We start from the raw sequence: 23,674 nt of genomic DNA, 5'->3' as shown, positions 1-23,674 counted from the left end.
GCTCCGCCGAGCACTCGTAGGAGCCTCATGCGCGTCATCTCTGCCGAGTCGACCGAGCTCTTCACCGGTAGCGCCGAGAATCCGCACCAGGTCCTGGCCGTCCAGATCGAGCATCTCCCCGGCCGTCCGGTCGTGCTGACCGTGAAGGGCCCGGGCGTCCACAGCGTCGGGGAGACCGTCGCGACCGTGGGTGACGACGGCACCGTACGCGCCGAGATATCCGTGACCACCGAGGGGCTCGCGCCCGGCGAACGGCGTGCCATCACGGTCACCGCCGAGGACGCGGGCGCGGGCCGACTCGTGCACCACGCCGCCGAGTTCACGGCCGCCGAGCCCGGCTGGACCATGTTCATGGTCAGTCACTTCCACTACGACCCGGTCTGGTGGAACACCCAGGCGGCCTACACCGAGACCTGGGACGTCGCCGACGACCCCGCCACTACCGGCCTGCCCGCCCGTACCTTCGACTCACGCGGCCAGTCCGGGATGAGCCTGGTACGGGCCCACTGCGATCTGGCGCGGCGCGACCCGGCGTACACCTTCGTGCTCGCGGAGGTCGACTACCTCAAGCCCTACTGGGACGCCTTCCCCGAGGAGCGGGCCTTCCTGCGGCAGCTGATCCGCACCGGGCGCGTCGAGATCATGGGCGGCACCTACAACGAGCCCAACACCAACCTCACCGGCGCCGAGGCCACCGTCCGCAACGCCCTGTACGGCGACGGTTTCCAGCGCCGGATCATGGGCGCGGACCCCGAAACCGCCTGGCAGTTGGACGCGTTCGGGCACGACCCGCAGTTCCCGGGGCTGATGGCGGACGCGGGGATCTCCTCCAGCTCGTGGGCACGCGGGCCGTTCCACCAGTGGGGGCCGACGCTGTCCGTGTTCGGCGAGGAGCCACGCGATCCGAACCGGATGCAGTTCCCGGCCGAGTTCAGCTGGATCGCCCCGTCCGGGCGCGGGCTGCTGACGGCGTACATGGTCAACCACTACGGCGCCGGCTGGGCGATCGACAACGCGCCGACCCTGCCCGAGGCGGAGGCCGCCGCGCTCAAGCTGTTCAAAGGGCTCAAGCAGGTCGCGCTCACCCGGAACGTGCTGCTGCCGGTCGGCGGGGACTACGCGCCACCGTGTCGCTGGGTCATGGCCATCCACCGTGACTGGAACGAGCGGTACGTGTGGCCGCGTTTCGTCAGCGCCCTGCCGAAGGACTTCTTCGCCGCCGTACGCGCCGAACTCGACGCCGAGGGCCGCAAGGCGTCGCCGCAGACCCGGGACATGAACCCGGTCTACACCGGCAAGGACGTCTCCTACATCGACACCAAGCAGGCCCAGCGGTACGGCGAGACGCTGCTCGCCGACGCCGAGGCCTGGGCGACCCTCGCCTCCCTCACCACCGGGCATCCCTATCCCGACGCGGCCCTGGACAAGGCCTGGCGGCAGCTGATCTACGGCGCCCACCACGATGCCATCACCGGCTCGGAGTCGGACCAGGTCTACATCGATCTGCTCACCGGCTGGCGGGAGTTGTACGACCTGGCCCGCACCGTGCACGCCGACGCCACCGACGCCCTCGCCCGCCGGGTCGCCCCACTGCCCGGCGGTGCGCCCGACCTGGTCGTGTTCAACTCCGCGACCTGGCAGCGGCGGGACGTGCTCACGGTCGACGACCCCGGGCTCGTCCCACTCGATCTCACCGGACTGCCCCTGCCCGCCGTACGCGAGGACGGCGAGCTGAAGGTAGTGGTCCCGGACGTACCCGGTATGGGCCTCAAAGCCCTCTCCCTGGCCGAGGGTCCGGTGCCCGAGTGGGCGCCGGGCGAGAGCACCACGATCCGCAACGAGTACTACGAGGTCACCGTCGACCCCGCGCGCGGCGGCGGCGTCAGCAGCCTGCGCGCCCTCGCCGAGGGCGGCCGGGAGCTGCTGCGCGCCGGGGACATCGGCAATGAACTCGTCGTGCAGGAGGAGTATCCGCGCCACCCCCGCTTCGGCGAGGGACCCTGGCACCTCACGCCGACCGGCACGACGGCCGCCCGCAGCCGGGACGTCACCGCTGACATCGATGTCGAGTACTCCCCCGCCGGCTCCCGTATCACCGTCCGCGCCGATCTGGGGCTGTTCACCTACACCCAGCGGCTGACGCTGTGGGCGGGCGTCGACCGGCTCGACGTATCCACGACCATCGACGGGTACGACGGCGCCGACCGGCTGATCCGGGTGCGCTGGCCGTCGGACGTGCGCGGCGGGCTGCCGGTGCACGAGGTGGCCGACGCGGTGATCGGGCGCGGTTTCGGGTTCGTGGAGGTGGACAGCGAGCGGTTCCCGTGGACGCTCGACAACCCGGCCAACACCTGGTTCGGGCTGGGCTCCACGGCCCGGGTCGCCGTGCACGACGACACCGGCCGGCTCCTCGGCCACCGGTCGATCGGAGTCGCCGAGCTGATCCACGCCGACTGGGACGCCGCCGGTGAGCTGGGCACGCCCCTCGCCGCCGCCCTGGTGCGGGCCGGTGTCACGGCGACATCGACCATCGCGGGCGGTCCGCGCTACGGCGACCTGGAGGTCGACTCCAACCTGCCCGACATCCGGATCGCCGTCGGCGGCCCAGACCGCAACCCAGTGGTCGCCGAGGCCCTCGGCTGGGACCCGGCAGCGGCACGCGAACTGCGTCGGCAACTGGCCGAGGACGGTGTCGCGGCGGTGTGGGTAGCGCCCCGCGCGAGTCTGCGCGAGGAGTGGGTGCCGGGCGCCGATCTGCGCGACCTCGAACGGCTGCCGCTGCTGGTGGTCGCGGGCGCCGGCCCCGAGGACGACGCCAAGGCCGTCGACGCGCTCATCGCCGACCTCGGCGACGCGACCGTACGGGCCACGGCGGCGGGCGGCGGCGAGGCGCTGCCGCCGGGCGACGCCTGGGACGGGCGCGGCTTCGCGATCCTCAACCGGGGCACGCCCGGCTGCGTGGTCACCTCCTCCGGCGACCTCTACATGTCCCTGATGCGGTCCTGCACCGGCTGGCCCTCCGGCATCTGGGTCGACCCGCCGCGCCGCGCCGCCCCCGACGGCTCGGGCTTCCAACTCCAGCGCTGGTCGCACACGTTCAAGTACGCCGTCGTCGCGGGCGAGGGCGACTGGCGCGAGCTGCGGCTGCCCCAGGCCGGGCATGCCTTCAACCATCCGCTCACCGCCCGGCTGCGCCCCGCCGCCGAGGAAGCCGCCGAACTGCCGCGCACGGCCACCCTGTTGGCGCTGGAGCCCGAGGGACGCGTACTGCTCGACGCCCTCAAACCGGCCGGTTCGCCGCTCGCCGGGGGTGGGTCCGCGCCCGTGGACCCGGCCGAGGGCGTCGTCGTACGGCTGCACGAGGTGGACGGGCGACCAGTGCGGGCGCGGGTGACCGGGCCGCTGGCCTGGGCGGACGCGGCGCGGGCGGACGTACTGGAGAAGCCCGGGGAGGCACTGAGCCCGGACGGCGGTGTGGACATCGGCCTGACCGGCTTCGAGGTCGCCACCGTGCTGACCACCCCGCAGGACGCACGGCCGGCCGATGGTCCGGGAATCGCCGCCCACGAACCCGCCCAGCCGGTCCACACCCGCTACTGGCTGCACAACTCCGGACCCGCGCCGCGCGGCAACATGCCGGTGGCCGTGTACGTCTCACCGTCCGCGCTCACCGTCCCCGGGCCCGTGACCGCCACCGTCCGGGTCTCCTCGGAGCTGACCGACGCGCCCGTCTCCGGCACGGTCCAGCTGGACGTGCCGCCCGGCTGGTCCACGGAGCCGGCCGAACTGCCGTACGCTCTCGGCCCCGGCGGCTTCACCCTCACCGACATCACGGTGACGCCCCCACCGGACGCGGCACCCGGACGGCACCGGCTTGCCGCGCGGCTGACGTACGGCGGGCAGACGTACGAGGACGTCGTGGCGCTGGATGTGCCGGGGACCGTGCCGGAGGGCGAACCGGACGGGCGCACCGGGCCGAGCCTGGTGACCTCGCTGGGTGTGGAGCGGGTCTCCGTGCGCCGGGGAGAGCGGACGCGGGTCCTGGTGAAGCTGCGGAACACCACCCGGGGGCCCGTCGACGGCACCCTGTGGGCCGTGTCGTCGTGGGGCACCTGGGCCGGGGTCGCGCCGGGCTGCCAGGGGTTCACCGTGGCGGCCGGGGAGTCGCTGGAGTGCGCGCTGGAGGTGGACGGCTCGGCGGTGCCGCCGGGGTCGTACTGGCTGATGGCGAAGGTGGGTTGGCACGCCTGTGTGGCCTACACCGAGGCGGTCGTGCTGGAGGTGACGCCATGAGCGAGTACGCCGCCGTCGTAGCCGGTGAGGCCCTCCCGAGGAAACGCGTCGACGCCGTGCTGGACGCCGTACCGGCGCGGGACCGGGAGACGCGGCCGGATGCGTTCGCGCGGGCCGAGCGGCAGCGCAGGCGGTGGGCGACACAGGTCGTGGTCGTCGATGAACTGGCTCGGCGGGCCTGTGCGGAGCGGGGGCTGGCGCCGCCGGAGGAGGTGTCCCCGGCGCGGGTGCTCGACGTGGCGGGGACCGATGTCGCCGATCTCGGCAGCATCGTCGCCGTCGCGCTCGCGCACTCCCCGGCCGCGCGCACCCTGCTGGCGGCACTGGAGGCCGAACAGCGGGTCCCGGAGGACGCCGTGCGGGACTACTACGAGCGCAACCTCGACCGTTGTCTCACCCAGGACGCGCTACGACGCGGTGTCGACCCCTACGGCGGGGCGGTGCCGGACGACTTCCTGCCGTACGAGCGGGTGCGGGGCGACGTGGCGCGGGAGTTGCGGCGGGGAATGGGCCGTCGGGCCTTCTTCGACTGGCTGGACGCCGCTCGCGCCGACGTCGTGTACGCCCATGGGCACGAGCACCCCGGCGATCCGACGCATCCGGACCACGAGCACCGGCACTGAGCCGCATGTCCCATGTCGCGGTCTCGCATACGGAACCCAAACGCAACACGAAGACCCATTGACCTCCGATGAATTCTGGTCCACCTTTTCATCATTCGGAGTCCAAGTTGGTGATTTGATCCAACAACTGGTCGCAGGAGGACACCCCATGTGTGTGAGAAGACTGTCCGGCTCCCTGGCCTGTCTCGTCGTTCTGTCGCTGACGGCCGCCGGCTGTGGCCTGTCCGGCGGCGGGTCCGACGACGGTTCCGCCACGGCGGGCGGCTGCGAGGTGGACAAGGGCAACGTCGGGTCCGGCGAGCTCACCGGCGAGGTGAAGGGCAGCATCACCTTCCAGACCACCAACTTGAAGAAGGACTTCAGCGGCTACTTCGACGGTGTCATCGAGGCCTTCGAGAAGGCTCACCCCGACACAAACGTCAAGTGGGTCGACGACCCGGGCGACGCCACGTTCACCCAGCGGCTGGTCGCGGACGCGCAGGGCTGCACGTTGCCGGACGTGGTGAACATCAACGTCAACACGGCGATCGCGCTGACCAAGAGCGGTTATCTGCTCAATCTGGACGAGAAGGCCCCGGACTCGGGGAAGCCGTTCACTCCGGCGATGTGGAAGTCGAGCACGTACGCCGAGGCCGACGGCACCGAGGTGCACAGTGTGCTGCCCTGGTACTCCGGCGGAATCGTGCAGACCTTCAACACCGAGCTGATGAAGAAGGCGGGCCTGGATCCGGCCAAACCTCCGACGACCGTGCTCGGTCTGTTCGAGGACGCCCAGAAGATAGCCGAGGCCTCGGACGGCGAGTACTACGCGTTCCTCGCCAACCCGCAGCATCGCATCCCGGCCGACTGGCAGCAGATGAACATCCAGATCCTGTCCGCCGACGGCAAGAAGTTCACCTTCGCCGACGACCCGAAGACCGTGCAGTGGGTCGAGGCCATGACGAAGCTCTACAAGGCCGGGGGCATGCCCAGGGACTCGCTCTCCTCCACCCAGGACCCGGCCAACGTCTACGGCCAGGGCAAGCTGGTCTACGGCCCGACGAACCCCAACTTCCTGCGCTTCATCCAGCAGAACAACCCGAGCGTCTACAAGGAGACGGGTGTCGCCCGCTTCATGCTGGACGACCTGGGCCACACCGTCGGCGCCCCGCAGTACATCGGTGTCGCCTCCACCAGCAAGAACGCCACGACCGCGCTGTCCTTCGCACAGTTCCTGACCAACGCCGAGAACCAGCTGGAGTGGGCGAAGGACCCGAACGTGGTCATCTTTCCCTCCACCACGGAGTCCCTGAACGACCCGTTCTTCCAGTCGGTCGAGGGCAGTGATCCCTTCGCCGAGGCCCGCAAGATCGTGGCCAGTGACCGCAAGACCGCCACGGCCGACGAAATCGCCCTCACACCTGGGGGGTTGAACGCCATCTCGGCCCAGATCCAGTTGGCCATGCAGGGCAAGAAGAGCGCCCAGGACGCCCTCGACGAGGCCCAGAAGAAGGCCAACGAGCTGATCGAGCAGGGCAGCTGAGCATGACCACCCTCTCCTCCCCCACCAAGGAATCGGGGGTCGCGGTTCCCCGCGGCCCCCGCCCCGGGGAACCGAACGGCCGGCGCCGCCTGCTCCGGGCCATCAAGCCCGGACCCACCGCCGACGCGGGCGGCGCCGCGCTCTACCGCCGCTGGTGGCTGCCCTGGCTGTGGATGGCACCGGCGATCATCGGCGTCACCGTCTTCGGCGTCTACCCGTTCCTCAACACGCTGCTGCTGTCCTTCACCGACGCCAAACCGCTCGGCGGTGCCGCGTCCTTCGTGGGCCTGGACAACTACACACGGTTGCTGGGCGACTCCGACTTCTGGCTCGCCACCCGCAACAGCGTGCTGTACGCGCTGATCGTGGTCCCGCTGATGGTGCTGCTGCCGCTGGTGCTGGCCGTACTGGTGGAGAAGAACCTCCCCGGCATCGGCTTCTTCCGCTCCGCCTTCTACACGCCGGTCCTCGCCTCCAGCGTTGTCGTGGGCCTGAGCTGGCAGTGGCTGCTGAGCGACCAGGGCCTGGTCAACACGTGGCTGCAGAAGGCCCACATCATCCGCGAGGCCATCCCCTTCCTCTCCGACTCCTGGCTGATCCTGTTCTCCGCGATGGGCCTGACGCTGTGGAAGGGCCTCGGCTGGTACATGATCTTCTACCTGGCCGCGCTCGGAAACGTCCCGAAGGAGCTGCACGAGGCGGCCGCGGTGGACGGCGCGGGCGCGATTCGCCGCTTCTGGCACGTCACCATGCCCGGCGTACGTACGTCGATGCTGTTGGTCGGCACCCTCACCGGCATCGGTTCGCTCCGCGTCTTCACCGAGATCTACATGCTCGGCGGTGCCACCGGCGGCCCCGGCGGCGCCGACCGCACCCTCCCCTTCTACATCCGGGACGTCGCCCTCGACCCGCTCACCGGCAACGCCGGCTACGGCTCGGCGGTCAGCGTCGCCCTCTTCGTACTCACCCTGGGCCTCACGCTGCTCGCACAGCGGCTGACGAAGGAGGACGAGGCATGACGACGGCTGTCGCCAAACGCCGGTTCGTGCCCCGCTGGCGCGACTACGGCCGCCCCCGCGAACTCATCGTGCGCTACCTGCTGTTGCTGTTCATCCTCGGCATCACCATCGGCCCGCTCGTCTGGCAGCTGCTGTCGTCCCTGAAGGGCGTCGGCGAGGACGTGTTCGGCGCGAGGGCCTCACTGATCCCCCGGGAGCCGACCCTGAACGCCTACCGGCAGGTGTTCGACCAGGTCCCGGTGTGGACGTACATCCGCAACAGCACGATCGTCGTCGTTCTGTCGGTCGGCAGCCAGCTGCTCTTCTCCACCCTCGCCGGCTACATGCTCTCCAAGCCCTCCTGGCGGGGCCGGAAGCTGGTGTGGGTGCTGCTGATGGCGTCCATGATGTTCCCCTTCGAGTCGATCATGGTGTCGCTGTTCCTGAGCATCCGCGACCTGGGCCTGGTCGACAACCTGGCCGGTGTCTGGCTGCCCGGCTTCGTCGCCGCCATCAACGTCCTCATCATGCGGGCCGCGTTCCTCGCCGTCCCGCGCGAGATCGAGGACGCGGCGATGCTGGACGGCGCGGGCGAGTGGAAGAGATTCCGCTATCTGTATCTGCCGTCCGCGTGGGGAGCCATCCTCGTCGTCACGATCAACACCTTTATCAGCGCCTGGGACGACTTCCTGTGGCCGCTGATCGTGCTGCGCACCGAGGACCACTTCACGCTGACACTGGGCCTCGCCCGCCTGCAGTCCTCGTCCTTCGGCTACGACCAGCGGCTGGTGATGGCGGGCTCGGTGATCTCCGTGATCCCGGTACTGGTCCTGTTCGTGATCACGCAGCGGTGGTTCTACAAGGGCGTCTCGTCAGGGGCCGTCAAGCTCTGAGGTCCAGGACGACGGGTACGGCGGTGAGCGCCGCCCGGGACGACTCGGCGACACGGATCTCGGCGGTGCTCACCCCGAGGGGCACTTCGAACGCCAGGCAGACCGTGCGGCGCTCGCCCGGCGCGAGGCCGACACCCTCGAACGCGGCCAGTTCGAGGGTGCGCGGCCATGCGGAGGTGAGCAGTCGGCGGAGATACACCTGGATGACCGTACGCCCGTGTCGTTTCCCGGTGTTGGTGACGTCGACCTCGACGGTACGTCCGGACAGGCGTGGCGTGCCGTACTCGAAGCTCGTGTACGACAGCCCGTGCCCGAAGGAGTAGAGGGGCTCGGCGCTCTCGTCCACGTAGCCGCCGTACTCGGTGTCCTTGTGGTTGTAGTAGATAGGGAGTTGGGCCACGGAGCGCGGCACGGAGACCGGAAGCCGTCCGGTCGGCTCCGCGAGCCCCAGCAGCACCTCGGCTATCGCGTCGCCGCCCCACGGCCCCGGATACCAGGCGGTGAGTAGTGCGGCCTCCCGGTCGGGGACGACGTGCGGGCGGCCCTGGACCAGGACGACCGCCGTCGGCGTGCCCGTCGCCACGGCGGCGTCCAGGAGGGCGTACTGGGCGGCACCGAGCCGCAGCCCGGCCAGGTCGACGCCCTCGCCGCAGGTCATCTCGGACACGGCCGTGAGCGCGGCCCCGTTGGCGTCGAACTCCGTGTCGGGTGTACGGGCGCTGCTGCCGCCCAGTACCAGCACGGCCAGGTCGGAGGCGGCGACCTCGGCGACCGCCTCGGGGATGCCGGAGAGGTCGCCGCCGGTGAGGGCGCAGCCCCGGACGTGGCGGATCTCGGTGCCTGGCGGGGCGAGCCGCCGCAGCCCGTCGAGCACGCTCGCGCCGGTGCCGGGGCGCTGCGGGGCGGTGTAGTCACCCGACTGGTGGGCGACGGTGGCGGCTTGCGGACCGAGGACGGCGATACGGGAGACGGTCGCCGGGATGGGCAGGATGCCGCCGTCGTCGCGGAGGAGGGTGACGGCGGCTCGGGCGAGGGCGGTGCTCACCTCTCGGCCGTAGCCCGATGGCGGCGATGTCACCGAACTGTGCTCCTCGAACAGCCCGAGGCGGAACTTGAGCCGCAGCACCCGTCCGACCGCGGCATCGAGCGCCTCCTCGCTCACCAGCCCCCGCTCGACCGCCTCCTCCAGATGGGTGAAGCCTTCGTCCCACAGGCTCAGATCGACACCGGAGTTGAGAGCGAGGGCGCCGGCGGAGACCTTGTCGCCAGTGATACGTGCCAGCCGGTCCACGGCGAGACCGTCGGCCATCACCAGCCCCTCGAACCCCCAACTGTCGCGCAGGAGCCCCGTGAGCAAGGCGCGATTGCCGGAGCAGGGCAGTCCGTCGACCTCGTTGTACGCGGCCATGACGGCGGCGGCCCCGGCACGGAACCCGGCGCGGGCGGCGGGGAGATGGATCTCGTGCAGTTCGCGCGGGCCGAGTTCGGACTCGGCGGAGTTGCGGCCGCCGACGGTGGCGCCCTGCCCGGCGAAGTGCTTGAGGACGACGGCGGCCTTGTCGGCGGCGAACCGCTCCCCTTCCCCTTGCATCCCCCTGACCAGCGCCTCGGTGAGCCGTCCCGCGAGGTACGGATCCTCACCGAAGCACTCCTCCGTACGGCCCCAGCGCGGGTCCCTGACGATGTCCAGCGCGGAGACGAGCGCCACATGGCCACCGCGGGCGCGGAGTTCGGCGGCGGCGTCGGCCGCGGCCCGCTCGTAGAGGTCGGGATCCCAGGTGGCTCCGACGGCCAGATTGACGGGGAGAACCGTGCCGTCGAGTGCCATGTGCCCGTGCGGAACCTCCTCGACGAACAGTGCCGGAATGCCGAGCCGGCTGCGCTCGACGACATGCCGCTGCACCATGTCGGCGAGTCCGGCACTGCTCGCGGCATCGGGTCCGGTGCCGTACTCGACACCGGACCAGGCATCGGCCCGCATCAGCCCGTACAGCGCCCCGAGCCCGGCGAAGCGCTCGGTCTCGGCGTAGAGGGCCTCGGTGAGCTCGAACCCGCCGTCGGGGGTGCGCCGGTAGGCGTCCCAGCCGTACATGCGCTGGTTGAGCTGGCCGACTTTCTCACGGAGGGTCATACGGGAGAGGAGGTCGGCGACGCGGGTGGGGAGGGGGGCGGTGGGGGTGCGGTAGAGGGGGGTGGTGGGCACGGGGGCGAGGTCCTTCGAGTAGTGAGGGGCGGGGCGCTTCGAACTGGGGGCAACTGCAGCGCCCCGATAGGGGCGCGGGGAACTGCGCGACCAGCCACAACAAGCCCGCAGCCGAACTACGACCTAATCAAGCCCCTCACAAGCCAGGGCAACAGCGCCATCGCAGCCATCGACCACCGGAGCAATCACGAGCCCGAGATGAGCCATTCGCTCATTCAGAGGCGTCAACAGCGGCCCCCCAGGGGCAAGCAGCCCACCGGTGACAACAAGCGGCTCACCCTCCCGGGGAGCCAGCGCAGCCACCATGTCGGCCAAAGCGTCGGCCGCCTCCCGAAGAATCCCCTCGGCAACCACGTCCTTCTCCTCGGCAGCCCGACTGACCAGCGGCGCATACGCGGCGAGGTCGGTCGGCGGACGCCCCATGACGGCGGGAAGCAAGCACGCCCGGTAAGCGGCACGCTGAGCCGCAGTCCAGCGAAGGTCGCCCCCATCGCCGTACCCCTCCTGCGGAAGCACGTCGCCCGGCAGCTCCAGCGCCCGCCCGACCATCGCCGCCAGCACCGTCCCCCGCCCCCGCCCATCCGCCGCCCGCAACGCCGCACGTATCGCACCACGCCCGATCCAGAACCCACCCCCGTCGTCCCCGAGAAGCCACCCGTCGCCACCGGAGGTCGCGACGAGCACCCGGCCGGCGATCCGAGCCGCGACGGCACCCGTACCGGCGACCAGGGCGAGCCCGTCGGCAGGGTGACCGGGCGCTCCGGCGAACGCGGCCTCGATGTCGCTGTAGGTCTCGACCGAACGCGGGGCGATACCGAGTCGGCCCAGCGCGGCGGTGAGGGCGCCCCGCGCCCGAACCCGGCCCGGCTCGTCCGCAGGACTGCGCGCCGCGCCCGCGAACCCGCCCGCCACCGCCACCACCCGGCCACGCAGCGACTCGGGCACGGCCCGCCCGATCGCCTCGGCGAGGTGACCGGTCAGCTCCGGAACCGGGACGGTCAGGGCGTTGCCCGGCCCGGCCATGCCCTCACCCCGTGGACGACCTGCCCGCGCGTCCGCCACGACGGCACGGGTACGGGTGCCGCCGGCGTCGAGACCGACCACGAGGTCGATGTCGAGGTCTTGGTTCAAATCACTATTCATTGTCGTCCATGGTGGTTGATACATTCGCCCCAGACAAGGTCCCAGGAGTTTTCCGAGGCCCCGAGGAGGACGCCATCAGCACGCCCCCGCCCGCTCCCGAACTTCGCTTCGGCGTCAACTACACCCCGCGCCGCGGCTGGTTTCACGCATGGCACGACTTCGACCCGCGCGAGGCGCGGGAGGACCTGGCGCAGATCGCCGGGCTGGGCTTCGACCACGTACGCGTCTTCCACCTGTGGCCACTCCTCCAGCCCAACCGCACCCTGATCCGTGCCGCCGTCGTCGACCAGCTCTGCCGGCTCGTGGACATCGCCGCCGAGTGCGGCCTGGACGTCGTCGTGGACGGCGTTCAGGGCCATCTGTCGAGCTTCGACTTCTACCCGGAGTGGACGCGCGGCTGGCACCACCGCAATGTGTTCACCGACCCCGAGGCGATCGAGGCGCAGGCGGCCCTGCTGCGCACGCTCGGCCGTGCCCTGACCGGCCGCCCGAACCTCATCGGCCTCCAGCTCGGCAACGAACTCAACAACCTGGTGGAACACAACCCGGTGACGGCTGCCGAGGTGGACCACTACCTGGACACGCTGCTCGCGGCGGCCAGGGACGGGCTGGGTGAGGGCGGCGGCCTGGTCACGCACTCCGCGTACGACGCCGCCTGGTACGGCGACGACCACCCCTTCACCCCCGAGGCCTCGGCCCGCAAGGGCGATGTGACAACCGTGCACCCCTGGGTGTTCTCCGCCGACTGCGCCCGCCGCTACGGCCCCCGCTCCCCGCAGGTGCGGCACCTCGCCGAGTACGGCACCGAGCTGGCCAAGGCGTACGCGACCGACCCCGCCCGCCCGGTCTGGGTGCAGGAGACCGGCGCGCCCGAGCCGCACATCCCGGCGGCCGACGCGCCCGGCTTCGCCCGCGCGACCCTGCTGAACGCGGCGGACTGCACGGGCCTGTGGGGCGTGACCTGGTGGTGCTCCCACGACGTGGACCGCTCCCTCGCCGACTTCCCCGAACTGGAGTACACGCTGGGCCTGTTCGACTCGACGGGCCACCGCAAGCCGATCGCGCACGCCCTCGCCGAGACGGTGGCGGAACTGCGCGCCGAGCCGTCGCGTTCCGTGCCGGTCCGAGACACCGCCCTGGTCCTGGACTGCACCCCGGCGACCCGCTCGGTATCCGGTCCGGGCGGCGCCTTCTTCGAGACGTGGATACGGCTGCGGACGGAGGGGGCGCGTCCGGCGGTGGTTCTGGAGGACCGGGCGGAGGACATGGAGTACCTCGCGGCCCGGGGGATCAAGGAGCTGGTACAGGCGGGATGAGGAGGGCGGCCGTCCCGTGCCGGGAGGGCCGCGAGCCGTTGGGGCGGCCCGTGGGCACTCGGTGATTGGCAGATCTGTTCCGGCGGCGCGCCTCGTTCGCGGCGTGTCCCCGGAACAGATCTGCCAATCATCGCCTCCGGGGCACCCCATCGCCGCACCACCGAATCGCCCCCGTCACCGCGCCCCCGCCAGCACCTCCGCCACCGCCCGGAGATTGGCCCGGCCCCGCCCGTACGTGTGGACGGTGTCCTCGTCCCCCGGCTCCGGCAGCCCTGTCGACACCCGTACCGCGTCGGGCCGTGCGGCCAGCAGTGCGGCGCGCAGTCGCCGCTGCCAGGGGTGCAGCCCGGCATCGCAGACGGCGACGACGATCGGGCGCCCCTCGGCCGCGCTCAGCGCCTCCGCCACCACGGCGTCCGTGTCATCCACGTTCCCCGGCTCCCCGGCTACGGCCGTCCCCGTGGCGGTCGGGTCGAGGGCGTGCAGTTCGGTCAGGAGGTCCTCGCCGCCCCAGTTGAGCGCGGGATGCGGTGACGGGAAGAGGTCGACGACGTGGGCGCCGGGCACGGGCGGCGGCAGCGGACCCCGGCTGCGTACGGCCCGGCGCGCCGCCTCCAGCCCGGCGCCCTCGTCCCAGCGAGCCACGGCATCCGCCGCGGTCGGTGCCGCGTATCGCTCGGCGAGGCGCAGTACGCGTGCGGCGGCCTCCGCGACCCGGTCCTCGGCCAGGTCCCCGGCGGCCAGCGCGTCGCGGACGGCGTCCCGGCAGGCGAGGGTCGTGCCGAGGTCCGGTACGGCGACGATGACCTGGTCGGCGCCGGCGGCGAGGGCGAGGCGGGCGCCGGCGGCCTCGCCGTAGCGGTCGGCGATGGCCTTCATCTCCAGCGCGTCGCTCACCAGCACACCGTCGAAGCCGAGTTCGCCCCGGAGCAGGTCGCCCAGGATGCGGGGGCTGAGGGTGGCGGGGCGGTCGGGGTCCAGGGCCGGGAAGACGACGTGGGCGCTCATCAGCATCGGCACGCCTGCGGAGATCGCCGCCCGAAAGGGGGCGAGGTCGAGATCGGCGTGCGGCCGTGGGTCGACGGCGAGTTCGTGGTGGCTGTCGGTGACCGTGCCGCCGTGGCCGGGGAAGTGCTTGGCGCAGGAGGCGATGCCGCGTGCCTCGGTGGCGGCGATCCAGGCGCGCAGGTGCCTGGCGGCCAATTCGGGGTCGGCGCCGAAGGCGCGGGTGCGCACGATCGGGTTCTCGGGGCGCCGTTGGAGGTCGGCGACCGGGGCGTAGGAGACGGTGATGCCGAGCGAGGCGAGGTGCCCGGCGAGTGCGTCGGCGCAGGCCGCGGTGAGCGCCGGGTCGTCGGCGACGCCGAGGGCCCAGGAACCGGGCACCTCGGGGGCGCCCGCGCCGACCAGGTGGCCGATGCCGCCGCCCTCGTTGTCGATGGCCACCAGCAGGTCCGGGCGCAACGCCCTGAGCGTGGCGGTGAGTTCGCGTACCTGGTCGGCGTCCCGCACATTGCGGGTGAACAGGATGACCCCGCCCAGTCCGCGGTCGACGAGCCGCTTCAGGGTGTCGGGGACGGTCGTGGTGCCGCCGAAGCCGGCGACCAGACAGCGGTGTGCGGCCTCGTCCAGGGCGTGGGAGGGAAGGGTCACCCCGGGAATCCTCTGGCTCATCGAGCCGAAAGTCAACAGATAGACGGCTGAGTGATTCAAAACTTCAGCGGCTGGGCCCACGGCGGTTTACAGAGCGCCCCCATGTCGCTAACGTACAACCAAATGGTTGTAGATGACGGAACCGACGGAAGCCTGGACCGGCTCTTCCATGCCCTGGCGGACACCACGCGCCGGGACATACTGCGGCGCTGCGTGCAGGGCGATCTGTCGGTCTCGCACCTGGCCGCCGCCTACCCGATGAGCTTCGCCGCGGTGCAGAAACACGTGGCGGTGCTGGAGCGGGCCGGGCTGGTCAGCAAGCAGCGGCGGGGGCGGGAGCAGCTCGTCCGCACGGAGCCCGACGCGGTGGCGCGGGCCCGGCAGGCGCTCGACGAGCTGGAGTCCCTGTGGCGCGGCAGAGTGGAGCGGATGGCCGATCTGCTCACGCAGGACCCCCGTACGGAAGAAACCGACCCGAAAGAGGGACAGAACAGATGAGCGTGACCAGCGTGGACAAGGATTTCGACAACCTCACCCTCACTCTGATCGCGGACTTCGCGGCTCCGGTCGAGAAGGTGTGGCAGTTGTGGGCGGACCCGCGTCGGCTGGAGCGTTGGTGGGGACCGCCGACCTACCCGGCCACCGTCGAGGCCCACGACCTGACGCCGGGCGGCGAAGTCACCTACTTCATGACGGGCCCCGAGGGCGACAAGCACCGTGGCTGGTGGCGTGTCACGTCGATCGCCCCGCCGACGTCCCTGGAGTTCACCGACGGCTTCGCCGACGCGGACGGCACCCCGAGTGCCACCATGCCGACCACCACCACGCAGGTACGGCTGACCCGACACGAGAACGGCGCCGGCACCCACATGGAGATCCGGTCCGTCTTCGACACCCGGGAGCAGATGGAGCAGCTGGCGAAGATGGGCATGGAGGAAGGCCTCAAGCAGGCGGTCGGGCAGATGGACGGCCTTCTCGCCGAGGGGTGAACCGGCCCTCCTGCTCGATCTCCTGCTCGATCTCCTGCTCGGCCCAGATGATCTTCCCGTTCGCCGTGTACCGGGACCCCCATCGATGGCTGAGCTGGGCCACCAGGAAGAGACCGCGGCCGCCTTCGTCCATGCTCCGGGCGTGCCGCAGCCGGGGAGCCGTGCTGCTGGCGTCGGAGACCTCGCAGGTCAGGCGGGCGTCGCGGAGCAGGCGCAGCCCCAGGGGTGGGGTGCCGTAGCGGATCGCGTTGGTGACCAGCTCGCTCACGATGAGCTCGGTCGTCGTGGCCAGCTCCCCCAGCCCCCAGGCCACCACCTGGCGGGTCGCCCGGGCCCGGACGTCGGCGACGGCGGCCGGGTCCACGGGCACGTCCCAGGAGACGACGTGGTCGGCGCCCAGCATGTGGGTGCGGGCCAGGAGGAGGGCGATGTCGTCGGGTTGCGGCACGGGCACGAGTTGCCGCACGGCGGAGGCGCACAGGGTGCCGGGGTCGGCGGCGGACCGGGCCAGTACCTCGCCGAGCCGGGACATGCCGCGCTCCATGTCGTGGTCGGCGCCCGCGATGAGGCCGTCGGTGTAGAGGCCGATCAGGCTGTTCTCGGCGAGTTCGATCTCGGTGGCCTCGAACGCCATGCCGCCCAGCCCGAGCGGAGGCCCGGCCGGTGGCTCCGGGAAGGACACCCGCCCATCGGGGGCGACGACGACGGGCGGCGGGTGACCGGCCCGGGCCATCGTGCAGCGCCCGGTGACCGGGTCGTAGACGGCGTAGAGGCAGGTCGCCCCGAGGAACGCGGTGGTGCCGCGGTCGGCCGCCCCGTCGTCGGGCTTCTCCTCGCTCAGCCGGAGCACGAGGTCGTCGAGGTGGGCCAGCAGTTCGTCGGGCCGCATCTCCATGTCGGCCAGGGTCTGTACGGCGGTGCGCAGTCGGCCCATGGTCGCCGCGGCGGTGATGCCGTGGCCGACCACGTCGCCGACGACCAGGCCCACCCGGGCCCCGGACAGGGGGATCACGTCGAACCAGTCGCCGCCCACCCCGTCCGTCGGGTCGGCCGGCAGATAGGCGGAGGCCACCTCCAGCGCCGTTCCGCCCGTCAACGCCTGGGGCAGCAGGCTGCGTTGCAGGGTGACCGCCGCCGTGTGTTCCCGGGTGTAGCGGCGGGCGTTGTCGACGCACAGCGCGGCTCGCGCCACGAGTTCCCGGGCCGGCAGGACGTCGTCGGGCTGGAACGGGACGGGATTGAGCGACCGTACGAACGTGGTGAGTCCGAGGGCGGTGTTCCGCGCGCGCATCGGCACACAGATGAGGGAGTGCAGGCCGTACTTCCGGATGCTCTCCGCCCGCTCGGGCTGCTCGACGGCCCACAGGTCGTCGGACGGGTCGAGGACGGGCATGAGGATCGGTTCGCCGTCGATGAGCAGGTTCACGCCGTGCTGCGGAGGGAAGAAGCCGGCCCTGTCCCCGACCCGTGCCACGGCCTCCGGGCAGCCCTCGCGCACCGAGCTCATTCCGGCGCGGCGCATCACCGGCCTGGCGGGGGCCGGACCGGCGTCGGTCAGCCACGCGCCGTGGCCCTCGGTGCTGAGGACGGGTTCCAGGAGGTCGACGACGACGAAGTCCGCGAAGCGGGGCACGGCGAAGTCGGCGAGCTCCTGGGCCGTGCGCATCACGTCCAGGGTGGTGCCGACGCGGGCCCCGGCCTCGTTGACCAGCGACAGCAGCCGGCGGGCGTGCCACCGCTCGGTGACGTCCTGGACCAGGTAGCAGACGCCGGTGACGGCGTCGTCGGCGTCGACGAGGGGGAAGAACGAGGTGGAGTAGGCGCGTTGGCGGTGGGGGTCGGCCCAGCTCCAGCCCATGTACTCGTAGTCGGTGACCGGGACTCCGCTCTCCAGGACCTGGCGCATCAGCCCCTCGAGGGTGGTCGCCTGGAGTCCGGGCAGCAGCTCGCTCAGCCGACGCCCCAGCCGCTGCTCACGAGGCACACCGCCGAATCGTTCGAGGGTGTCGTTCAGCCACACGTAGCGCAGGTCCGGGTCCATCACGGCCATGCCGACCGGGGCGCGGGCCAGGAACCCGTCGAGTACGGACCGGCCCGCCGTCCACCGCTGCCGCAGTTCCCGCGCCGAGACCAGGAAGCACTCGTCGCCGCCGATGTGGAAGGACGCGGAGACCCGCAGGTCGACGTCGATGATCCGGCCGTCGCGGTGGCGTACGGGGATGAGGCCGCTCCAGCCCATTCCGGCACGGCAGCGCGCGGCGACCCCGGCCGCTCTCGCCGGGTCCGCGGGCAGCGCCACCAGCCGCGCGGCGGGCCCGCCGACCACCTCGGCGGCCGGGTGGCCGAGGAGTGCTTCGGCGCCCCGGGTCCAGCCGATCACGACGCCCGCGGCGGACACGACCGCCGCCGCGTCGGTGGACGCGTCGAGGAGATCGCGCGGCCCCGCGGGCGCCGGCCCGCCGGATGTTTCTCGCGCAGGGTCCATGGATGTCATTCGGTGCCGTCCTTTACACGACCATGGTCCTGCTTGTCCGCGCCTTGCGCACGGCCCCGGCGGGCCCGCCGTCGAGATGCGGCGAAATACGTAGAGATGCTCCATGTTTCCGGACATACCGGACCGGGGGCAGCATGGAAGTGCGGATGGTCGGTACCCGGGATCGCGGCGACGCCGACGCAGGTCACCGGAAGCCGCCGGATCCCGCGCAGCGGTGGAGGTGGTACCGGTATGACAGCCGAATCCTTCCGGTCCGCCGACGATGCGCACGGCCCGATCCCCGAGTCCGGGCCGCCCACGCCCCCGCCCACCGGTCTGCTGGACGTCCTGAGCGTGGCCGCCATGGTCGTCGACTCCGAGGGCCGCATCGTGTTCTGGACCCCGCAGGCGGAGGATCTCTTCGGGTACACCGCGCAGGAGGCCCTCGGCAAGTACGCCGCACGGCTGTTCATCCATCCCGAGCATCTGAAGGCGGTGGCCAGGCTGTTCGCGGAGGTGCTGGAGACCGGCCGGAGCTGGGCGGGCGCCTTCCCCATCCGGCACAAGGACGGCGGCAGCCGGCTGATGGAGTTCCGCAACATGCGGCTCCAGGACGACCTCGGGGACGTCTACGCCCTGGGCATCGCCGCCGACCACACCCTGCTCCAGCGCGTCGAGACGGACCTCGCGCTGTGCGAGCGGCTGATCAACCAGTCCCCGATCGGCCTGGCCCTGCTCGACCCCGACCTGCGGTACCTCCTGGTCAACCCGGCGCTGGAACGCATCGACGGCATCCCCGCCACGGACCACGTCGGCCGTCATCTCGGGGAGGCCCTGTCCCTGCCCGACATCGAAACCATCGAGTCCGCGCTGCGTCAGGTGCTCACCACCGGCACCCCGCTGCTCGACCAGTACCACGTGGGCCGCCCGCCGACCGACCCCGACCACGAGCACGCCTGGTCGCTCTCCTTCTACCGGCTGGAGGACCCCGGCGGACGGGTCCTCGGCGCGGCCACCTCGGTCGTCGACGTCACCGAACGGCACCGCGCGGCCGCCGAGGCCGACCGGGCCCGGCGCCGGCTCGCCCTCATCGCCGACGCCTCCACCCGCGTCGGGACGACGCTGGAGGTGGAGGAGACCGCCCGCGAGCTGGCCGAGATCGCCGTCCCGCAACTCGCCGACGTGGTCGCCGTGGACGTCCTCGACTCCGCGCTGGCCTGCCGCCGCTCCCGCAGACCGGACAACGGCCCGGAGCTCTTCCGCGCCCTCGCGCTCAAGGCGGCCCAGCCCACGGTGGCGCTGCATGCCGCCGACCCGCCCGGTGACCTCGCGGCCTACGACGGCGACCGCCTGGTCACGCTGTGCGTGCACACCGGCCGGCCGGTCCTCGTGCGCCACGTCGGCGACCAGGATCTGCCGCGCATCGCCCGGGACGCCGAGGCCGGCTCCCTGCTGGCCCGCGCCGGCGTCCACTCGTATCTCGCCGTACCGCTGATCGCCCACGGCGAGGTGCTCGGCGCCCTCGACCTCAAACGCACCCGCAACCCGCTGCCGTTCGACGACGACGATGTCGTCCTCGCCGCCGAGCTGGCCGGTCGCGCCGCCGTGGCCATCGACAACGCGCGCTGGTTCCAGAGCGTGCGCAACACCGCGCTCACGCTGCAGCGCAGTCTCCTGCCCGACCACCCGCCCCGGCACACCGGTCTCGAACTCGCCTCCCGCTATCAGCCCGCCCAGGCCACCAGCGAGGTCGGCGGCGACTGGTACGACGTCATCCCGCTGAGCGACGACAGAACCGCCCTGGTCGTCGGCGACGTCATGGGCAACGGCATCGACGCGGCCGCCACCATGGGCCGACTGCGCACCGCGACCTGTGCGTACGCGGACCTCGACCTCGACCCCGAAGCGGTGCTCCAGCACCTCGACAAGATCACCTGCGATCTGGAGCACTACATCGTCACCTGCCTCTACGCGGTGTACGACCCCGTCACGAGGCAGTGCCGCATGGCCAACGCCGGGCACATGCCGCCCGCGCTGGCCCGCCCCGGCCGCTCCCCGACGCTGCTCGACCTGCCCACCGGCGCCCCGCTCGGCGTCGGCGGCATCGCCTTCGAGACGACCACGGCCCGCCTCGACCCCGGCGACCTGCTGGTCCTCTACACCGACGGCCTCGTGGAGACCCGGTACCACCCCCTCGACGACCGCCTGAGCGCCCTGCTCGGCTTCCTCGACGAACCCCCCCACTCCCTGGAGGAAACCTGCGACCTGCTGCTGTACGGCCTGCGCCACTCCGACGACCACGACGACGTCGCCCTCCTCATCGCCCGGGCCCTGTAGGCCCTGCCGTACGGCGGCGGGGAACCGGGGTGGGCGAGGAATCGTTGTCGTTCGTGAGCCGGGCAGGCGGACCCATCCGCCCCGCCCGCTCACCCACCCGCCGAGGAAGAGGACGAGAACCCTATGCCAAGCGACAAGGCCCGAAGACTGTTCGAGGCACTCGACCTCGACCAGAACGGCACGCTGACCCGCGCTGAGGTGATCAACGCCCTGCGTACGAAGGGTCCGTCCCTCGCCGCGTCGGGGGATCTCCCGTTCTGGGGAGTCGGCGACACCGACGCCTCCTCGGCCCTCTTCGACGCCGCCGACCAGAACGGCGACGCCGTACTGACCCTGGAGGAGTTCGCCGCGGTCGTCGACCGCCGCTTCGGCTGGCACTGAGCCGGCCGCGAGATACGGTTGCCGAGCCGATCCCGATCATGAACGATCCTGGACCGTGACGACGAACTCCGACCACGGCCAGCCCTCCCCTTCCTCCGCCCGCCCCCTCGCTCTGCTCACCGGCGTGGGCCGCACGATCGGCATCGGTGCGGGCATCGCCCGCCAACTGGCGGCATCCGGCTGGGACATCGCCTTCACCTACTGGACGCCCTACGACAAGCGCATGGCCTGGGGCATCGAGTCCGGCGCGACCGAGGCGATCACCGACGCCCTCGCCGAGTGCGGTGCCGCCACCCTGGCCGTCGAGGCGGACCTCGCCGACCCGGAGACCCCGGCCCGCGTCTTCGACGAGGTCGAACGCGGGCTGGGAAACGTCACGGCCCTCGTCATGTGCCACTGCGAATCGGTCGACTCCGGCCTGCTGAACACCACCGTCGAGAGCTTCGACCGCCATTTCGCGGTCAACGCGCGCGCCACCTGGCTGCTCGTCCGCGAGTACGGCCGCCGGTTCGCGGCCACCCCGGGCAGCGGCAGGATCATCAGCCTCACCAGCGACCACACCGTCGGCAACCTCCCCTACGGCGCGAGCAAGGGCGCCCTGGACCGCATCACCCTGGCCGCCGCGCACGAGTTCGCCGACCTGGGCGTGACCGCCAACGTCATCAACCCGGGGCCGGTGGACACCGGTTGGATGACCGACGAAGGCCGCGAGTACATCCTCGGCCGGACCCCGCTGAACCGCCTCGGCACCCCCCAGGACGCCGCCCACCTCGTCGACTTCCTCTGCTCCCCACAGGGCCAGTGGGTCAACGGCCAACTCCTGATGAGCAACGGCGGCTTCGCCTAGCCTCAGGCGGGTGCGGCCGTGGTGCCGCGGAGGACGAGGTGGGGAGTGAGGACGACCTCACGGGGTTCGGTGCGGTCGCGGTCGAGTCGTTCTACGGCGGCGGTCACCGCGTGCTGGGCCTGTTCCCGGGCGCTCTGGCTGACGGTGGTCAGGTTGAAGCAGCTCAGCCGGGAGAGCGTGTCGTCGTCGTAACCGGCCACGGACACCTGGCCCGGGACGGCGACACCCGCACGGGACAGGGCGGTCAGCACACCGATGGCGCACTGGTCGTTGTACGCGACGACCGCGGTGGGCAGCCGCCTGCCGTCGAGGAGATGCCGCACGGCGCGCTCACCGGCCGCCTCGGTGTTGTCTCCGGCAAGGATCCGGATGCGGTCGTCCAGACCGTGGCGACGCATGGCCGTACGGTAGCCACGGCGCCGGTCGGTGGCGATGGCACCCTTGCCGCCGTCGACGTAGACGAGCTCGCGATGGCCGAGTCCGACCAGGTGATCGACGATCTGGCCGACGCCGTCGTCGTCGGCGCTGCGTACGACGTCCAGGCCGGCGTCGGAGATCCGGCGGCCGACGGCGATGACGGGGGCCTTGTTGTCGAGGGCGGCGAGCGTGTCCCCGGGTGAGGTCGGGCCGAGCAGGATCAGCGCCTCGCTGCGGAAGGCCAGCAGGGTCTCCACCGCGGTGGCCTCGTCGCGGGACCGGGTGAGGGTGCTCAGGACGAGGTCGTAGCCGACCTCCTCGGCCGCGGTGTGCAGATGCTCGACCAGTTCGGCATGGAACGGGCTGTGGATGTCGACCAGGACGCCGAGCAGTCGGCTGCGCCTGCTGGCGAGCGTGCTGGCGGTGCGGTCCACCTGGTAACCGAGATCGGCGGCCGCCTTCAGGACGCGCTGCCGGGTCCGCTCGCTCGGGCCGGGCGCGCCGCGCAGCACCAGGGACACCGACGCCGTGGACAGACCGACCCGTGCGGCCACATCCTCCAGCCGGGGGCGTTTGTGCGTGCCGTTCCGGTGACGCGCGGTTTCGCCGTCGCCCACTTGTGCCTCCCCGCGGCAAATCTCCTCGTGCAACACCCTTGACACCCTCATGAAACAAGGCTGATAGCACCAGAACTTAAAGCGCTTTAAATTGTCCTGTTGTTCCAACGAAGTGATCTCGAGGCACTATCGAAGCACTTCAGCGCGCGGCAGCCACCCGTACTGCTCGCGCCGCCCCCACCGGGGCCGTTCGCGTCCACTCCGGCCCATCCGACGGCCGGGCGGCGGTGGCCGGTCATCCGTACTCCCCTCTCAGTTGCACAGTGAGGTGCAAGCAGTATGAACCGCAGATCCCTTTCCCGTTCCCGCAGAATCGCCCCAGCCGTGGGCGTCGCCGCGGCTGCTGCCCTGGTCCTCGCGGGCTGTTCCAGCAGCTCCGGCGGGAAGGAAGCCGAGGAAGGCGGCAGCGCCGCCGCGGCCGGCAAGGCCGACACCCCCCGTATGAAGATCGCGATGGTCACCCACGCGCCCTCCGGCGACACCTTCTGGGACATCATCCGCAAGGGCGCCGAGGCCGCCGCCGCCAAGGACAACGTCGAGCTGATCTACTCCAACGACGAGAGCGCGAGCGGCCAGGCGACCCTGATCCGGAACGCGATCGACCATCCAGCTCGCCGGGCTCCTCGGCGTCAAGCGCGTGGTCACCATGTCCGGTACCCCGGGCTCCGACCCCGACGCCAAGTACCCGTCCTGGGTGGTGAACCCGTGGGACGGCGTCTACATGGACGTCCTGGACTACCAGTGGGGCGTGGCGGTCGCGTTCTGGAAGGAGATCGACGCGCTGGCGCGGGCCAACGACGTCAAGGTCGCCATCGAGATGCACCCGCACAACGTGGTCTTCTCCCCCGTCACCCTCAAGCGTCTCGTCGACGAGACGGGCGCGACGCACGTCGGCGCCGAGATGGACCCCTCCCACCTGATGTGGCAGGGCATGGACGTCATCGCCTCCGTCAAGTGGCTGGGCCCGCT

General features: G+C 71.5%; 16 protein-coding genes and 2 pseudogenes. 13 read left to right on the top strand and 5 right to left on the bottom strand.

From position 1 onward, the window contains the following. Window positions 1-27: 27 nt before the first annotated feature. The 5 genes from F3T56_RS29285 (at window position 28) to F3T56_RS29265 (ending at window position 8,329) form a co-directional block, all read left to right on the top strand. Window positions 28-4,293 (top strand): glycoside hydrolase family 38 N-terminal domain-containing protein, encoded by a 4,266-nt coding sequence (locus tag F3T56_RS29285; RefSeq protein WP_149828377.1) that lies wholly within the window; start codon window positions 28-30, stop codon window positions 4,291-4,293. After that, on the top strand, window positions 4,290-4,916 hold the full coding sequence (locus F3T56_RS29280) for a peptidyl-prolyl cis-trans isomerase (protein WP_149828376.1): 627 nt from the start codon (window positions 4,290-4,292) through the stop codon (window positions 4,914-4,916). The genes F3T56_RS29285 and F3T56_RS29280 overlap by 4 nt, the downstream gene beginning before the upstream one ends. Before the next feature lie 148 nt (window positions 4,917-5,064). Then, window positions 5,065-6,438, top strand: a complete 1,374-nt coding sequence (locus tag F3T56_RS29275; RefSeq protein WP_172639191.1) for an extracellular solute-binding protein — start codon at window positions 5,065-5,067, stop codon at window positions 6,436-6,438. Window positions 6,439-6,440: 2 nt separating this feature from the next. Beyond that, complete coding sequence (locus tag F3T56_RS29270) at window positions 6,441-7,457, top strand: carbohydrate ABC transporter permease (protein ID WP_149828375.1); 1,017 nt, start codon at window positions 6,441-6,443, stop codon at window positions 7,455-7,457. Next, window positions 7,454-8,329, top strand: coding sequence for a carbohydrate ABC transporter permease (locus F3T56_RS29265; protein ID WP_149828374.1), 876 nt, complete (start codon window positions 7,454-7,456; stop codon window positions 8,327-8,329). The genes F3T56_RS29270 and F3T56_RS29265 overlap by 4 nt, the downstream gene beginning before the upstream one ends. On the opposite strand, the gene F3T56_RS29260 is transcribed toward F3T56_RS29265, so the two are convergent. Then, window positions 8,319-10,532, bottom strand: coding sequence for a glycoside hydrolase family 3 N-terminal domain-containing protein (locus tag F3T56_RS29260; protein WP_149828373.1), 2,214 nt, complete (start codon window positions 10,530-10,532; stop codon window positions 8,319-8,321). The genes F3T56_RS29265 and F3T56_RS29260 overlap by 11 nt on opposite strands. A 123-nt stretch (window positions 10,533-10,655) precedes the next feature. Further along, on the bottom strand, window positions 10,656-11,675 hold the full coding sequence (locus F3T56_RS29255) for an N-acetylglucosamine kinase (RefSeq protein WP_149828372.1): 1,020 nt from the start codon (window positions 11,673-11,675) through the stop codon (window positions 10,656-10,658). Window positions 11,676-11,683: 8 nt separating this feature from the next. Between F3T56_RS29255 and F3T56_RS29250 the strand changes: the two genes are divergently transcribed. Continuing rightward, window positions 11,684-12,991, top strand: a complete 1,308-nt coding sequence (locus F3T56_RS29250; protein ID WP_149828371.1) for a glycoside hydrolase 5 family protein — start codon at window positions 11,684-11,686, stop codon at window positions 12,989-12,991. Between the two features lie 174 nt (window positions 12,992-13,165). Here the strand turns inward: F3T56_RS29250 and F3T56_RS29245 are convergent, their stop codons facing one another. After that, complete coding sequence (locus tag F3T56_RS29245) at window positions 13,166-14,665, bottom strand: glycoside hydrolase family 3 N-terminal domain-containing protein (RefSeq protein WP_149828370.1); 1,500 nt, start codon at window positions 14,663-14,665, stop codon at window positions 13,166-13,168. A gap of 102 nt (window positions 14,666-14,767) precedes the next feature. Here F3T56_RS29245 and F3T56_RS29240 point away from each other — a divergent pair, with 102 nt between their 5' ends. Beyond that, on the top strand, window positions 14,768-15,142 hold the full coding sequence (locus F3T56_RS29240) for an ArsR/SmtB family transcription factor (RefSeq protein ID WP_149828369.1): 375 nt from the start codon (window positions 14,768-14,770) through the stop codon (window positions 15,140-15,142). Further along, window positions 15,139-15,633 carry an SRPBCC family protein gene (locus tag F3T56_RS29235; protein WP_149828368.1) on the top strand — a complete coding sequence of 165 codons (495 nt, stop codon included), beginning with the start codon at window positions 15,139-15,141 and terminating at the stop codon, window positions 15,631-15,633. The genes F3T56_RS29240 and F3T56_RS29235 overlap by 4 nt, the downstream gene beginning before the upstream one ends. Here the strand turns inward: F3T56_RS29235 and F3T56_RS29230 are convergent. After that, window positions 15,587-18,127, bottom strand: a complete 2,541-nt coding sequence (locus F3T56_RS29230; RefSeq protein WP_425473645.1) for a SpoIIE family protein phosphatase — start codon at window positions 18,125-18,127, stop codon at window positions 15,587-15,589. The two genes, F3T56_RS29235 and F3T56_RS29230, sit on opposite strands and share 47 nt — an antisense overlap. 231 nt (window positions 18,128-18,358) lie before the next feature. On the opposite strand from F3T56_RS29230, the gene F3T56_RS29225 reads away from it, so the two are divergent. From F3T56_RS29225 to F3T56_RS29215, 3 genes are all read left to right on the top strand, one after another. After that, entirely contained in the window at window positions 18,359-20,443 is a 2,085-nt protein-coding gene (locus F3T56_RS29225) for a SpoIIE family protein phosphatase (protein WP_149828367.1), read from the top strand. Between the two features lie 123 nt (window positions 20,444-20,566). Further along, window positions 20,567-20,824 (top strand): EF-hand domain-containing protein, encoded by a 258-nt coding sequence (locus F3T56_RS29220; protein ID WP_149828366.1) that lies wholly within the window; start codon window positions 20,567-20,569, stop codon window positions 20,822-20,824. Window positions 20,825-20,879: 55 nt separating this feature from the next. Beyond that, a complete protein-coding gene (locus tag F3T56_RS29215; protein WP_149828365.1) occupies window positions 20,880-21,671 on the top strand; it encodes an SDR family oxidoreductase in 792 nt (263 codons plus the stop codon). A gap of 2 nt (window positions 21,672-21,673) precedes the next feature. On the opposite strand, the gene F3T56_RS29210 is transcribed toward F3T56_RS29215, so the two are convergent. Then, a complete protein-coding gene (locus F3T56_RS29210; protein WP_246203986.1) occupies window positions 21,674-22,705 on the bottom strand; it encodes a LacI family DNA-binding transcriptional regulator in 1,032 nt (343 codons plus the stop codon). 279 nt (window positions 22,706-22,984) lie between these two features. Here F3T56_RS29210 and F3T56_RS48325 point away from each other — a divergent pair. Together F3T56_RS48325 and F3T56_RS48320 are read left to right on the top strand one after the other, a co-directional pair. Further along, window positions 22,985-23,308, top strand: a pseudogene (locus F3T56_RS48325) (sugar ABC transporter substrate-binding protein); the annotation flags it as partial. Window positions 23,309-23,351: 43 nt separating this feature from the next. Then, window positions 23,352-23,663: pseudogene (locus F3T56_RS48320) on the top strand (sugar phosphate isomerase/epimerase family protein); the annotation flags it as partial. Between the last annotated feature and the right edge of the window lie 11 nt (window positions 23,664-23,674).

The organism is Streptomyces tailanensis (genome assembly GCF_008386495.1).
Classification (GTDB): domain Bacteria; phylum Actinomycetota; class Actinomycetes; order Streptomycetales; family Streptomycetaceae; genus Streptomyces; species Streptomyces tailanensis.
This window is presented reverse-complemented; position numbering and strand designations above follow the sequence as displayed.